We start from the raw sequence: 14,978 nt of genomic DNA, 5'->3' as shown, positions 1-14,978 counted from the left end.
ACAGCCTCCTCAATCCAGCGCGACCGGAGATACATCGATATCCAGTCTGGCCTTTTCCTTTGCGGCGAGATGTGCATCATAAACCTCTCGGACACATTGCCCCAGCAGCTCCTGCTGTTTTCCCTTCAGCAGGATGCGCATACGCATCTCATCCTTGCGCTTTGTCAGCTGTGCCGGTCCCAGAATTCGATATCCCGCATGCGCTTCCAGCAGCTTTTTTGCTCTGGCGGCAGCCTTTGCGACCTCCTCCGGTGAGGTATGGGAAAAAATCATGGAGGCCAGATAGGTATACGGTGGATAGCCTGCAATATGCCGGTATTTCATTTCGTTCTGAAAAAAGGCTCGATAATCATGGTGCGCCGCACACTGTATGGCATAATGTGTTGTATCGTATGCCTGAATAATGACCTCCCCCGCCTTGGCACCGCGCCCGCTTCTTCCCACCGCCTGCTCCAGCAGATCGTAGGTCAGCTCTGCACTGCGATAATCACTGCGATTCAGCATGGCGTCCCCATTGATGATACCAACCAGTGTCACATTTTCAAAATCCAGCCCCTTCGCAATCATCTGTGTTCCCATAAGAATATCCGCCCTGTGCTCACCAAAGGCAGCCAGCAGCTCCTCGTGGGCATTTTTTTTCCCTGTCGTATCCGCATCCATGCGAATAATCCTGGCATCCGGAAATTTGATCTGCACAAGCTCCTCCAGCTTTTGCGTACCCAGCCCGAGATACCGCCAGGTATCACTGCCGCATTCGGGACAGTAATTCGGTACCGGCATCGTATATCCGCAGGTATGGCATTTCAGCTGTTTATCATCCTTGTGATAGGACATCGCCACCTCACAGTGCGGACACATTACGACATGGCCGCAGCCGATACAGCGAAGGATCGGTGTATAGCCTCTGCGATTCAGAAGCAGAAGGATCTGTTCCTTTCTTTGCAGCCGCTCATACATTGCAGCCAGCAGCTCATTGCTCAGCAGATAGCTCTCTCCCCGACCGACCGCCTTGCGCATTTCCACCAGCTTTACATCCGGAAAGCTGCCATTGATGCGGCTTGGCATTTCAATCAGCCGATAAACACCCTTAATTGCTCTGGCATAGGTTTCCAGAGAAGGCGTGGCACTTGCCAAAACGACCAGCGCATGATGATGTCTTCCTCTTTGCAAAGCGATATCGCGACAATGATAGCGTGGAGAGGAATCCTGTTTATAGCTGGTATCGTGCTCTTCATCCATGATGATAACACCCAGATTATCAAACGGCATAAAAACCGCACTGCGTGTACCGACCACGATCTGCACCTGATGCCGGCGGACAAGCTGATACTGCTCGTATTTCTCCTGTGCATTCAATCCGGAATGATAGATTGCCACATGCCTTCCAAAGCGTGCCGTTACCCGCTTTACCATCTGTGGAGTCAAAGAGATTTCCGGTACCAGAATCAGAACCTGCTTTCCCTGCTGCATGACAGACCTTGCCAGCTGCAGAAACACCTCTGTTTTCCCACTGCCGGTCGCACCATGCAGTAAAACAACCTCATGCCCGCTTACCTTCTGCAAGATATGCAGCGCCTGTTGCTGCTCCGGGTGAAGGGGCAGATCCTGCTGTGTGATTTCCTTTGACAAAAGTCGTGCCTGCGCTTCTTTTTCATATACCTGTGCCAGCCCAAGCTTTACCAGCTTTTTACCCGGTGTTTTATAAATCTGATAAAACTGTGAGCGAAGCATTTCCTTTTCTTCCTGCAGTGCCTGTAATGCGGCACGCTGCTTTACCGTCAGCCCATCCCCATCTTTCACATAACGTATCCAGGCTTCCCTCTTTGCATGTCCATGCGTTGATTTTGGTTTCAGCTTTGCCGGAAGCATGCACTGAAAGCAGCTGATCATTGGTACGATACAGGTTTTCGCCATCCATTCACCAAGAGCAAACAGCTCCTCATTCAGCAGCGGTTCCTCATCAATCACCTTGTCAATCGGACGTATGGTGAAGCCGTATCCGGCAGCCTGCTGCTCCGTGATCGTTTCCACCTGCATAACAAAGCCGATAATCGAGGTTTTCCCGAATGGCACCTGTACACGAACTCCCCGCTGTACAGAAAAGCCGTCGCAGGCATAGGTAAAGGTATGGTCCAGATGCATGATGGGATGTTCAACAAATACCTGTGCTATTTTCATATGCCGCCTCCTGTTCGAATGGTATTATTTTATCACAAACCAAAGCAGAATCCTATGCTGCATACCATATTTATATTAGGAACAATATCACACTGAAAAAAACAGATCTGCATATCCCGGATTCATACCGCGCATATGCCGCAGACAAAGGCTGAAAGAATCATATCCGTTTATCACTACCTGATGAAAGCTTCATATGGGACTAGTAGCTGATTCCATTAAATATTGAAATAACTTTCAGTTTGCAAGTATACTCTTTACTGTCCGTCATCGCTTTCTATACCTGCATCAGCATTTACTGTTTTTTTCAGTGTGCTACAAAACGCTAGCTCATGAACCAAACATTGTAAACTTAAAAACGATCTGTCCATCACACAGACCGTTTTTCCTTCATCTTCTTTTAAACCGATAAATGCCGGTACAAAGCATTGCAAATATGGATACAACTCCAGCCAGCAGCCAGATTTCATTTCCAGTAGAATCAAAGGTATCCGCCGCTGTATGCTTTATAGCTATTTGTGATTTTTCAGGACTGCTTTTCTGTACTCCAGCAGAATCAGCGTGTTCAAGCTTCGTATGTTCTGCTTTTACCTCATCCTTTTCAAAAATAACATGAATGGTATGATTTTCACTGACAGAAGAAAATGTATAGCTATCTAGCTGTCCCATAGATTTACCGTCAACGACGACATCCTGTACATGATAACCCCTGTAAGGTTTAAAGGTATAACTCATGCACTCTCCTGCTGTTACCTTTCCTGTACATTCTGTGTATACTATACAGGAAGCATGCAAAAGGACAACGCAAATTTCTTATTTCTGCTATACTATTACTGAAAGGATGGATATATGCATAATTACCTTGAAACACTTCCCTTCTGGAAGGAGCTTACAGATGACCAAAAGCAGCTGTTATCTACCCATATCATAGAGCGCAGCTTTCAAAAGGGGGACATTCTCAATCACGGCAGTCAGGAATGCACCGGTCTGGAAATGATGGTAAAAGGACAGGCACGTATTTTCATGATGTCACCGCAGGGGAATGAAATTACGCTGTATCGTTTATTGGAACAGGATGTCTGTGTATTGTCGGCAGCCTGTATGATTCATTCTCTGACCTTCACGGTCAGCATGGAGTTTGAAACGGATGCCGTGATCCTGCTCATTCCCAAGCAGATTCTGCAGATCGTTTCATCACAAAACTGCCGGGTAAAGGATTTTACGATGGAGCTGGTTGCAGATCGCTTTTCCTCCGTGATGAACACCATGCACGATGTCATGTTTTCCAGCAACGAGCACCGACTTGCCCAGGCGCTTTTAACACAGATGCAGCTTCAGGAAGCCACTTCCCTTCAGCTCACACATGATACGCTGGCACATGAGCTGGGGACTGCCCGTGAGGTTGTATCCCGCCTCTTGAAGCAATTTCAAAGGGATGGTCTGCTTCAGCAATCAAGAGGCTGTATCACCATACTTGATGAGCAGAGGCTTTCCCGCCTATAAAGTTGTTTATAAAAAGCAGGCAGAATACCCCCGCCTCAGTGGTCGATGAACGCTTGCTCTATAACTGGCAGTAGTTCACTAAACATCATATTCTGCTGTATGGCATTTCGTTACACGCATGCAAACTGCTTCACCGACATGATGCTTTTACATCAGCTATACAAAGTCAAAAAACGGCAGAAGGTGTTCCTGTCGTTTTTTTTCAGCTGCTTGATTGTCATGCTTCCTGCGCATGTACAGATGTACAGGAAATTAGACCTTATGTAAGAATCTGCAACTGTCTCTTTCTGATATAACAGCCGTGACGGCCACTCTAAGATGCAGCCGATGGAAAAACTTGTATGGTGCAGCGGAAATCCCTTACAAACTTGAAGCGGGTAACAGCTGCTACCGCTTGCTTATCTGAGGAACTGCCGATTCTAGCGGACCTTCTCAAGCAGCTGACGGGCTTTCACGATTTCATCAATATTCATACAGGTGCTGATGATGGCAAGGCGTCCCTGTTCCTCACATATTACACGTCCTCTGTCCTGAACCCATATAAGACTGCCGTCCTTCTGCACCATACGATAGCGTGTAGTATATTCCATACCTTCTCGGAAAGTCGTGCCGAGATCAAGCTCCACCTGTGCCCTGTCTTCCTGATAAATCGTATTCTCCACCATTCCATTGATTCCCTGATAGAGATCCTGATAGCTGTCATAGCCCAGAAAATGAATTATCTCCTCATTGGCAAAGTAGAGTGGAAAGCCTTTCTCGCAAAATCCTCCAATCATACCTCCCGGAAAAGATTCTGCATACAGCTTGGCGGCATGCTCCTTGTTTCTTTTGGTCAGCTGCCGCGGTGAATCCCTCTGATCGGCAATTCCCAGCAAATGATGCAATAGGCGCTGCGATTCCAGCAATTCATCCTCCTGCCTCTTTATCTTTGTGATATCCGTTAACAGGCTGTTATAAATGCGCACACCCTCCTCTTCGCGGATATAGCGGATATGCTGTTCCACCCATACGGTTTCACCGGTTTTTGTAAACAGCCGGAATTCCACGCTGCAATCCGTTTTCCACTGCTTTGGATTCGACCAGATACGCATCACCTCATCATGGTCACGATCATCAATGTACTCCAGCATTCCGTTTTCCAGAATATCCTGCAGCTCCTGTGTCGTATAGCCGTGCAAAAGGGATAGACCTGCACTGATTACACGACAGCTGAGCCGCTCATCGGGGTACACCTGATATTCAAATATATCTCCGGGCATCGTCTGTAGGATTGCCAGCAGCTCCTTCTGCAGACTCATCGTGGTGCTCACATCGCTGACTGAGCCGTAGAACAGCTTGCGATTTCCCTGTTTATGCAGGAAAAAGGCCTGCAGATGCATCCACATAAGCTCTCCGTTCAGACGGTACCGCCGAAAGGTTCCACTTGCCCCCATGGATCCCGCTTCTTGTGCCTTATGGAAAATATCCCATACAAGCGGCATATCCTCCGGATGAATCTGACGGGTGATGAGTCTGCTGCGCTCCTGTAAATCCACAGCATTGCAGCCTGTAATACGGTAGTAGCGGTCATTTACCATCAGAATCTGTAAATGCGTATCATCCTCGATTTCATACAATGCGATTCCCCCCAGAATATTGGAAAGCATCGCTTCACTTGTAATATCCTTGTGAAATAAATCCTCCAGATCTATACTGGGCAGGCGTTTCGCCTGCATGCCGCGAACATCAATACGCCCGGCATCCGCAAGAAGCTCACAGAAGTGCTCCCGGCTCATTGGCTTATAAAAATAATAACCCTGCATATATTCACAATCGAGGTTTAACAGGCGGTCCACCTGTTCATGGGTTTCCACACCCTCTGCAATCATCCGCAGGCCAAGCCAGCGTCCCATCGAGGTTATGGACTCCAGGATACTGGAATTTCTCGTATTCTGATGATTGGATGTATCCAGAAATTTCATATCGATTTTCAGAATATCCAGTTCAATGTTTGACAGCATGTTCAAGGAGGAATAACCACTGCCAAAATCATCCATCAAAACGGTGAAGCCGCATGCCCGCAGTTCATTGACAGTGGCAATCAATTGATCGAAATTCTCAGCGTAGGCACTTTCCGTTATCTCTATTTCCAAAAGCCGGGATGGTATTTCGTATTTTTTTATTAGTGCAGTAAAGACTTCACACAGGCGGAACTGAAGCATATCCACCCTTGAAACATTCACACTGACCGGTACCACTGGCAGCTTTTTCATCAATCTGTCATGCAGGAAGCGGCAGACCTCCTCCCATACATAGGAATCCAGCTTATAAATAAAGCCGCTTGTCTCCAGAATGGGAATAAATTCTCCCGGCGGCAGCAGACCGCGCTGGGGATGCTGCCATCGCACCAGTGCCTCGGCTGCGAGTATACGATTCGTTCTGGCACTGACCTGCGGCTGATAATAGACAACGAATTCCCGGTTATCCAGTCCGTTTTTCACACCGAACAGTACCTCCTGACGGTTTTCAATCAGTTTTTTCATTGAATCCTGATACACAGCAACGCGGCTCGCATAATTGCCTTTTCTGCTGGCTGCGGCAATTGCCGCCCGATCACACATCTGAGCAATCGGAAGCGTTTTATCCTGAATCATATAAATACCTACCGTGGGAAGAAATTTGATGGAAGCATCGTAGTCCTGTATCCAGCCGATGATCTCGGGCTCCAGCTTTTTTACATCACAGGCAGCCTGCGGCAGCAGCATGACGAACTCATCGCCGCCTATGCGTGTTGCAATGCCATTTAACTCCTGCACCTTTTTACGTATCTGATAGGAGATATACATCAGCAGATGATCCCCCTCCTGTATACCATACCAGTCATTGAACAGCTTAAAATGCTCGATATCGATATCTACAAGACCATACTCCTGATGAACATCCTGCATAAGGCGTTCCTGAGCAAGTCGTTCAAAGGTCGTTTTCCCATACAGCCTGGTAAGCTCATCGTAATGAGGCTTGTAATCCTGTCCGGCTGCGGGATTTGGAAGCTCCTCTGACATCGTATCTATCAGACAGAGACAGGTATCCGTCAGTTCTTCATTGGAGGAAGCAGTGATTTGGAATTTCATCCAGCGATATGCACCATGCAGCAGGATGCGGAAGCTGCAGCTGACATGAGAATATACGGCAATGCGTTTTTTCAGGGTGTCCAGATTCCAGAAATCTTCAAAATCTGCACGGTCTTCCTTATATACATACCGTGTACACAGCTTCTGTAGCAGCTTACACAGCGAGCCGTTTTGTGAAAGCCGTGGCTGCTGCCTGAGATTCTCATAAAGCATGGTAAAGGAATCCCTTTGTATATGAAGCTCCACAATAGCATACAGCAGCCCATCAGTTTGTGCATGGATCACACTGCCGGCTTTCCCAGGAGCTGCCGCATGCATGGATATCAGGGTACACAGCCCCTCCTTCGGCCATTCCACCTGAATCGCGACATACTCCATCCAGATTTCCAGCTTTTGATTGTATAGCAGCCTGTTTTCTATCTTTTGGTGTCCTGTCTTTTTCAGCGGGCAGTCAAAACAGGGCGTTTTGCTCTCCTGCAGCATTTGATAGCAGAATGCATGCTGTTCACATCCGGGAAAGTTCTGTTTTGCGGTTTCATCCATATAAACGATTTCATAATGCTGATTGATAACAAAAACACCCTTTTCGATTTCTTCATTGTTCAGCTTTTTATCCATAGGCGTGCTCCTTTACGACAGGAAGATTATAGTACTTTCCTTTATTGTACTATTTTCCAGATAAAACCTCAATGAAGATTCCGATGTTCCCTGCTATTACAATCCATTGTTCCAGCCGGACAGAGCGCTTTTGTAACTATAATGCTATTTATACCTTTGAAGAAATGAAAGCTTACTCTTGTAAATCATAATGCTGTATTCGCACAGCCATCCCAAAAGACAAACAAAAGGTACGGATAAGACCGCATTCAGGTCAGGTTAACCGGCAGAAAGCGGATACAGCTGACATGTACACTCCTGTGCAAAAGCCATGATTGCATCCCTTATTACATGCCGGTAAATCAATTGCCACAGGCATAACCAACCATACGCAATATCAAAATACTCGAATACGGTAAGCATCCTATAGGATTCTGAATCAGATATGTGAATTTGTATCCATATCCTATTCCTTCTGCAGGGAGGTGTTTATACTATTTTGGCTTATGAAGGTATTATGAGTGACCGCATGCTTTTTCATATAGAACCAGATGACAGCAAGCATGGCAGTGGAGGACAGCGGAGATACCAGTCCGTAAACGGCAAGAACCTCCACCCTGTAATGCATCAATGCAAAGAGCAGCGGTACGCGGATCACCAATGCGCCACCACAGGAGTTCAGCATGGTAAATACGGTTTTTTCACTTCCATTCAGATATCCGTTCATACAGAACAGGATGGAAACAGCAAGATAATCCAGACTGCAGCCTCTTAAAAAGGGGATTCCTGCACGGATGACTGCTGCATCCCTGGAAAACAGAGAAATCATGGATTGCGGGGACAGCTGTGCCCATAAAAAGAACAGAGAGGAACAAAGCATGGATACGCAGATTCCATAGCGGACGAAGCCGACAGCACGCTCTTTTTTACCGGCTGCCAGATTCTGTGCAGTCAACGCTGTCAGGGCATTGGAGACGGAGGTTGCCGGAAGCATGGCAAAAATATCAAATTTACTGGCAATCCCAACGGCGGAAGCTGCATACACTCCAAAACCATTTGTGATGGCAGTCAGATACAGAAAGGAGAAGCGCACCATGCATTCCTGAAAGGAAACAGGAATACCAATGGCAATCAATTCCTTCAGCACTGCTTTATCCAGCTTCAGACAGCGTCTTGAAAAGTGAAGGGCTGAACCCTGACGTCGCATATACCATATCGCGATCAGCATGCTGATTCCCTGTGAGACAACCGTGGATATCGCCGTTCCTGCTACTCCCATATGAAGAACACCCACAGTAAACAGATCGCCTGCAATATTGCAGACACAGGCAGCAGCCACAAACAACAACGGGCTTATTGAATCCCCATAGCCGCGCAGGAGTGCACTGAAAGCATTATATTCACAGATGAAGAAAATACCGGTTATGCAGATAAAGACATACTCATAGGCCTGTGCCATAGATGCCTGCGGTACCTGCAGCAGCTGAAGAATCATCCCTGTGCTGAAGGCCAGTATCAGGCTCAGGATAATAGAGAACAGTGCAAAAAAGGTAATCGTGGTACCGATCGTCTTTTCGATTTTATCAGGCTGCTGCCTGCCTGCATATTTTGCGACAAGAATGGTAGCTCCCAGTGTCAGTCCGGAAATCACGCTTGTGATTATCTGTGTGACCTGTGTGCCGGTGGATACCGCCGCAATGCTTTCCGCCGGACAATAAGCTCCGATAATCATCAGGTCAGCCGCCCCGTACAGTGCCTGCAGCAGATTGGCAAGCAGAAACGGTATCGAAAAGCGCAGCAGTACCTGCAAAATATTTCCCTGTGTAAGTGATGCGGTGTGTTTCATAAAATCTCTCCTCATTTTTCTTGTTCTTATTGTAAAGGCAGCTCTTCCCATATTCTGTAGCCTATGTTACAATTCAGAGAGAAAAATTTTAAGGGGAGATGGATATGCGTCAGATTAAAATTCCAGAGGAGCTGTACCACTGCTTTGAAGCGGCAGGCTATCGGCAGCACTATGAGGCCAATGAGGATATCTATATGCAGGGAGATGATGCGGGACGTATTTACTTTATCAGGAAAGGTCGTGTACGTGCCTATTATGTGACCTCACAGGGGCGTGAATTAACGTATGAAATTATTGAAAAGGGCAGGATATTCGGTGAATCCTCCTTTCTTTCACAATGTGCCAGACCGGTCTGCGTGGCAGCAGTTACACAGGTTGAGCTGATGGCCTGCGATCTGAATCAGCTGTATGTGTATATGGAGCAATCCCCCGGACTTATGCAGATCATGCTGCAGCTGCTGTCCAATACCTGTAATCATTTGACCGCACAGCTGCGCCGTATCACGCTGTATGACCGCTATCAGCGTATTGCCAGCCTGCTGCTGTCGGAAACAGCTGCGCCTGATTATGACCGCGGTATCACTTCTTCCAGCATCCCCTATACCCAGGAGGATCTGGCACTGATCCTGAATCTCAACCGGGTAACGGTAAACCGGGTACTCAGTGAGTGGAAGAAAAAAGGCATTGTGACAGCTTCCTATGGAAAGATCACGATACTCAAGCGTACCAGTCTGGAGGCGCTGTTTCCGGCAGCATCTCCAAAGCATTTGACTCGTTGAACATTCAGTAAGCTTCCTGTGAATACGGATAGCTTAAAAATGAAAAAAGAGTGACATCGACAAAATCACTCTTTTTTTATCATTTGATATCTGCTTCTATTTTGCCAGCGTTTTATCGATATCCGCCAGTTCTTCTTCCAGCTCACGGATAAATTCCTTCTTATCCGCTATCTGTTCCTCCATATCATTGATTGCCCGTTCTCCAATCAATCCGATAATATCATTCTGCATACGCTTGATCTGACGCTGCTGATCCAGAATCAGCTCCTGCTTGCGTGCACGTGCCTCCTGCATTCTCTGACGCCACTGAGCATGCCGCTGTTCATTCCAGTTGCGCAGCCCTTCAAAATAGGAATCCATTGCCGTACGGAATTCCTTCCAGATGTCATCTTCTCTTTCTCTGCCACAGGAACCGATGCTTTTCCATTCCTTGCTTAGATTTTTCATAACATCCGTATACTCCCGGGTATATTCCCCGCGCTGTGCAATTTCATTTGCCTGCTCTACCAGCCTGCGTTTTTCCTCGTATTTCCCATCCTGCTGTTCATGCAGCTGATCATAGTATTCGCCTCTTCGATCATAGAATTTCTGACGGCTTTCATTGAAGGCATTCCACAGACGATCCTCATGCTCACGGCCCGCACTTCCTGCCGCCTTCCACTGATCCATCATCGCACGGAACTTTTCTCCTGTCTTGTTCCATTCAACAGAATCCGCCAGTGCTGCTGCCTCTTTGATCAGCCCTTCCTTTATTTCTTTTGCATTCGAGAACTTCGTCTGCAGATTTTCCCAGTGCTCATGCTTGCGGTCAAAAAATTTCTGACGAGCCGCATTGAAGGCATCCCATAATTCATCATCTGTTTCTTTTCCTGCTGTTCCCGATGCTTTCCATTGCTGCATCAGCTCATTCATTTCCTCTGTTGCCTGATTCCAGTCATCGGAAGCAGCAACCTTTTCCGCACGGTCAATCAGCTCCTGCTTAATGGCCTGATTGCTCTGATACCCCTCTCTACGCTTCGCATAAAAGGCATCCATATAGCTGTCAAATTCTTCATTCAGCGTTTCTTCATAGGCACTGTCCCAATAAGAAATGCGTTTCCATCTCCTCTTTAAATCTGAAATTTCACGGAACACCGTGTTCCAGTCGGAAGATATTTCAATATTCTTCGCTTCTTCAATCAACGCCTCTCTGCGCCGAATGTCCTCATCATAGTCATTTACTTCAAAATCATCATGATCATTGTACATATGTATTCCTCCAGTAAGGGCGATTCCACCACAATCGCCTGCTATCAACTTAAATTCTATCTCAAATACGCTAAAAAGTCATTCATTTCTTTCATTTTTGTATAGAAATTGCGCTGATTATCATAATTTGGCGATAAAAGATAAAAAAATACTACATCACTGCATATTTTCATAATCAAAACAAGGCTTCTTCTGTAATTGTCTACTCAAAATATACGAAGCGCAGATTTTCCTCCATAGCTTCGCTGTCTCTTATCAGACTGTAGGGTTTATCTGCATGGTGAAGAACACCTGTTGCATAAAAAAAAGCATGATGCACAATCATAACATCCAAAAGCAGGTGAGTTGTTAAAGCAAAGATGATTCCGCTATACCGTTTCTGCATCACCTCTGTTTACATACAGCCTGCTTCTATCTGATGGAAGGCTGCATCACCGAGCACTGTCTTGATGTTCAGTCAGCTATCCTTCATCATACTGATGATTCTTTGGATTGCATAGCGTAAAGGCAGAAAAGCTGTCCTTACGTTTCTGCCTGTATATCATCATTCTTCCTTTGAAACCACATGTGAGCAGAGATAGCGAACCTTCCCCTTACTGCTGTTTCCATATTCAATCGCTTCTTTCGGACAGCTGCAGATACATGCCATGCAGTGGGTGCAGCTTTTCCCCCAGTCCGGTACCCCCTGCTTCAGTTGAATATTGCCCAGCGGACAGACCTGTTCACATTTTCCGCAGGAAATACATGCATCCGTTGCGTAAAATTTATCCGCATGTACGATCAAAGGATAAAATAAAGGATTGATCCAGGCACTGTTCACAAAATCCCTCACACTTATTTCCGGTTTTGGTATTCTGCGATGTGTCCGTATATACTCAGCTGCCTCTGCAATCTGCTTTTCTGCGTTATGGATGATGGTTAAAGCCTCCTGCTTTTTGGGAGCATCATAGAGTGCGATATAGTTTTCCGGCATGACGATTTGCATGCATCCCTGATAGCTCCATCCTTTTTCTTTGCAGAGCCGTTCAAGATAAGCACCGGCGTTTCCAATCGATCCGCCGCAGGTCATTACAAAATACAGTTCCCTGCTTCCCGTCAGCTCCACTTCTTTCAGCCATTCATGAACAACACGCGGAATCCGCCATGCATAGGTTGGAGCAACAATCACCCAGGGCTGCTTTGCATACAGTGCGTCCTTCTTCCTGTGTCGTATGGAAGAAAACAGATCAAAGCCTTCATCCTGCAACTCCCTCTGTAATCGTTTTGCCACATAGGCACTGTTTCCGGTTCCTGAAAAATATACAATCATAGATGTCTCTCCTCCTCTTCCTTCTGTAAATGAATCACACTGTCATAGATGAGGTCAATCAGCTGCTTGACCTGTTTCCACTGGGTGTTGTCCGCACTGATATAATAATAGTTTTTTGTCCCCTCCTTCCGCATATCAACAATACCTGCTTCCTTTAGAATCTGCAGATGATGCGATACAGAGGGTCTGGTCAAATGAGCCCTTTCAGCTATTTCATTGACACGGATTCCCGATCGCTCGCTTTGGATCAGTATCAACAAAATGACCTGCCTTGTTTCATCACCAATGGCAGTGAATGCCGTTTTACATGTATGAAAGCCGCTGGTGATATGCGCAATGCGCTTCTGACATTCCTTATCCATGAAAGTCCCTCCCTACATATAGCGGATATCGGCTGTATCCCGCTGTGCACTTCTCTGATATCGTATCTTAGGATACCCCAGAACCAGCGTTGTGACCGCTTTTTTTCCTTTTGGTATGTGCAATGCCGCCCGCAAGCTTCGCGAATGGTTCACCACCATGGTGAAGAATCCGCTGTACAGTACCCCCAAGCCGTTTGCCTCCGCAACAAATTCCATATTCTGTGCAGCCAGTGCCCCGTTAATTTCCTCTTTTGCTGCTATAACGATGGCAACCGGTGCCTGAAAAAAGAAAAAGTGATCATCAATGACGGTTCTTCTGGCCATGGAGCTGAACAGATTTGCAACCGGCTTCAATCTTCGAAAGAATTTCACTGCCTGCTGCTCCAAAGAAGCCTTTTCTTTATCGATAACGATATATGTCACATCCTGTTTGTTTTCTGCTGTATGTGTCAGTCTGCCTGCTTCCAGAATCTGAGAAATCACTTCGGCAGGGATTTCCGTTTCCTGAAACTGACGAATGGTTCGACGGAAACGAATCACCTCCAGCACCTTTTGAGGATCAAGGCGTACGCTGGATGCCTGCTCAACGGCAGCTTCACTGTAGCCGCTGATCGTGACGGCTTTCTTCGGACAGATTGCAGCACAGTGTCCGCACATGATACACTCTGCTTCCAGTATCTCTGCCTTTTTATCTTTTAGTTGTATATTGCTGGTGGGGCAGTCTTTCGCACACTGATCACAACCGATGCACAAGGAAGGCTTTATTTGTATTTCATGTCTGTTCATAACGGACTCCTTTCGTTAACATTCTTTAACCATTATAACAAACTTCTGCAAAATTGCAGTATCCGTAAAGAGACTCGTTACCAAAGAAATTATACACAAAACAGGAAAAGACCTACCCTTCATATTTCAATCTTTCGCACTCCCTGCTTCTAAAGCATCTCATGATAACCGGATGCTTGCTTTTTTGCTTAACGTCCTTTTCAAACCGGAACATAGCAGTGCTGCAGCTTTGCTATACACAGAATGGCATACAATATCGAAAGCTGCGCATATATCGGAGGGTCTTTCTTACTTTAAGGTGTTTGCAAAAGGAAGACTTCAACTTCTATTGATAAATACAATCGTGTTGAAGTCTCTCTGCTTTGAGTTTCCCTACAATCGAGAAAGAACCAAATTGGATACCGTGGTTTTTTGAGATAAGAATAAAACATGAAAAAGAGCTGTCTTTGCAGCTGCGTTTTCAATTATACAGTATATTTTGATGAATCATTCCATGATAGTTTGTTGAATTTAAACGCACACAGCGACCACTTATAAATTCAATCAAAGCCTGCTGCTTTCATTCCTATATATGAGATTCCTTTACTGTCCCTTACACCTTTTCCATACGAAGGACAGCATCCCCGTAATAACAGATATAGACAGCATTTTCATCATGAAACAAGATAACCTGCTCCGCCTGTTTCTTTTCTTCATCATATAAATAAACACTTGATGCGGAAGTGGTGAGGATGTCCAAGTCGGTTTTCATAATACGATCAACAATCTCTTTCATATTCACCCGCAAATCATATTGATACGGTGTGGTTTCCTTCACCTCCCAGTTTGATACTGCGGATTCCTTTTCGTCATACTGGAAAATACAGTACCCCCAGCGGCCGTGTCCATCCGTAAATGTACAGGAGTAGAATTGCTTATCTGTGTACAACTCCTTCAGCTCATGATTGCGTATAGAAACTCTGGCAAAGCTGTCATAATTCCAAATCGGCTGATCGATATCCTTTGTTTCTTCTTGAACCCACATCGCCATGAATCGCTGCACACTCTTATGCTTCATAAATGCCATAGCCGCTGTCGTACCATCTCCCCCGTAATACGAAGCTATCGCCTTTTCAAGCAATGCCTGCTTCAAAGAGAGCAACATATCCTTATTCCACATGCTTTGTACTGCAGTATATGAAGCAGTATCCTTACATGCCGTCATAAAAAATATGACCGACAGAGCAACCAAAAGCATTCTAATCTGCTTTATCATAAACC

11 protein-coding genes are annotated in these 14,978 nt (G+C 46.0%); 2 read left to right on the top strand and 9 right to left on the bottom strand.

Going from position 1 to position 14,978, the window contains the following annotated elements; translation table 11 throughout:
- Positions 1-9 precede the first annotated feature (9 nt).
- Positions 10-2,178, bottom strand: a complete 2,169-nt coding sequence (gene priA, locus ACESPQ_RS16300) for a replication restart helicase PriA (RefSeq protein ID WP_257328224.1) — start codon at positions 2,176-2,178, stop codon at positions 10-12.
- Between the two features lie 390 nt (positions 2,179-2,568).
- Complete coding sequence (locus ACESPQ_RS16295) at positions 2,569-2,913, bottom strand: hypothetical protein (protein ID WP_002608425.1); 345 nt, start codon at positions 2,911-2,913, stop codon at positions 2,569-2,571.
- 114 nt (positions 2,914-3,027) lie between these two features.
- On the opposite strand from ACESPQ_RS16295, the gene ACESPQ_RS16290 reads away from it, so the two are divergent.
- The gene (locus ACESPQ_RS16290; protein WP_257328222.1) at positions 3,028-3,681 is read left to right on the top strand and encodes a Crp/Fnr family transcriptional regulator; all 654 of its coding nucleotides are present in this window, start codon (positions 3,028-3,030) and stop codon (positions 3,679-3,681) included.
- Positions 3,682-4,100: 419 nt separating this feature from the next.
- Here ACESPQ_RS16290 and ACESPQ_RS16285 read toward each other — a convergent pair whose 3' ends face one another.
- Positions 4,101-7,409, bottom strand: coding sequence for an EAL domain-containing protein (locus ACESPQ_RS16285; protein ID WP_257379437.1), 3,309 nt, complete (start codon positions 7,407-7,409; stop codon positions 4,101-4,103).
- Between the two features lie 445 nt (positions 7,410-7,854).
- Positions 7,855-9,234, bottom strand: coding sequence for an MATE family efflux transporter (locus ACESPQ_RS16280; RefSeq protein WP_002608422.1), 1,380 nt, complete (start codon positions 9,232-9,234; stop codon positions 7,855-7,857).
- Between the two features lie 104 nt (positions 9,235-9,338).
- Here ACESPQ_RS16280 and ACESPQ_RS16275 point away from each other — a divergent pair, with 104 nt between their 5' ends.
- A complete protein-coding gene (locus ACESPQ_RS16275) occupies positions 9,339-10,013 on the top strand; it encodes a Crp/Fnr family transcriptional regulator (protein ID WP_009587892.1) in 675 nt (224 codons plus the stop codon).
- Between the two features lie 96 nt (positions 10,014-10,109).
- Here ACESPQ_RS16275 and ACESPQ_RS16270 read toward each other — a convergent pair whose 3' ends face one another.
- The 5 genes from ACESPQ_RS16270 to ACESPQ_RS16250 form a co-directional block, all read right to left on the bottom strand.
- Positions 10,110-11,261, bottom strand: a complete 1,152-nt coding sequence (locus ACESPQ_RS16270; RefSeq protein ID WP_257379436.1) for a DUF349 domain-containing protein — start codon at positions 11,259-11,261, stop codon at positions 10,110-10,112.
- Positions 11,262-11,805: 544 nt separating this feature from the next.
- Positions 11,806-12,570: an EFR1 family ferrodoxin gene (locus ACESPQ_RS16265; RefSeq protein WP_002608419.1), complete on the bottom strand. Its 765-nt coding sequence runs from the start codon at positions 12,568-12,570 to the stop codon at positions 11,806-11,808.
- Positions 12,567-12,932, bottom strand: a complete 366-nt coding sequence (locus tag ACESPQ_RS16260) for an ArsR/SmtB family transcription factor (protein ID WP_008818968.1) — start codon at positions 12,930-12,932, stop codon at positions 12,567-12,569. Before ACESPQ_RS16260 ends, ACESPQ_RS16265 begins: the two co-directional genes overlap by 4 nt.
- A gap of 12 nt (positions 12,933-12,944) precedes the next feature.
- Positions 12,945-13,718, bottom strand: a complete 774-nt coding sequence (locus ACESPQ_RS16255) for a nitroreductase family protein (protein WP_257376898.1) — start codon at positions 13,716-13,718, stop codon at positions 12,945-12,947.
- Positions 13,719-14,310: 592 nt separating this feature from the next.
- Positions 14,311-14,973, bottom strand: a complete 663-nt coding sequence (locus ACESPQ_RS16250) for a hypothetical protein (protein WP_257379435.1) — start codon at positions 14,971-14,973, stop codon at positions 14,311-14,313.
- Positions 14,974-14,978 lie beyond the last annotated feature (5 nt).

Origin of the sequence: Clostridium sp. HGF2 (assembly GCF_964240115.1) — a bacterium.
Lineage (GTDB): Bacteria > Bacillota_I > Bacilli_A > Erysipelotrichales > Erysipelotrichaceae > Clostridium_AQ > Clostridium_AQ innocuum.
This window is presented reverse-complemented; position numbering and strand designations above follow the sequence as displayed.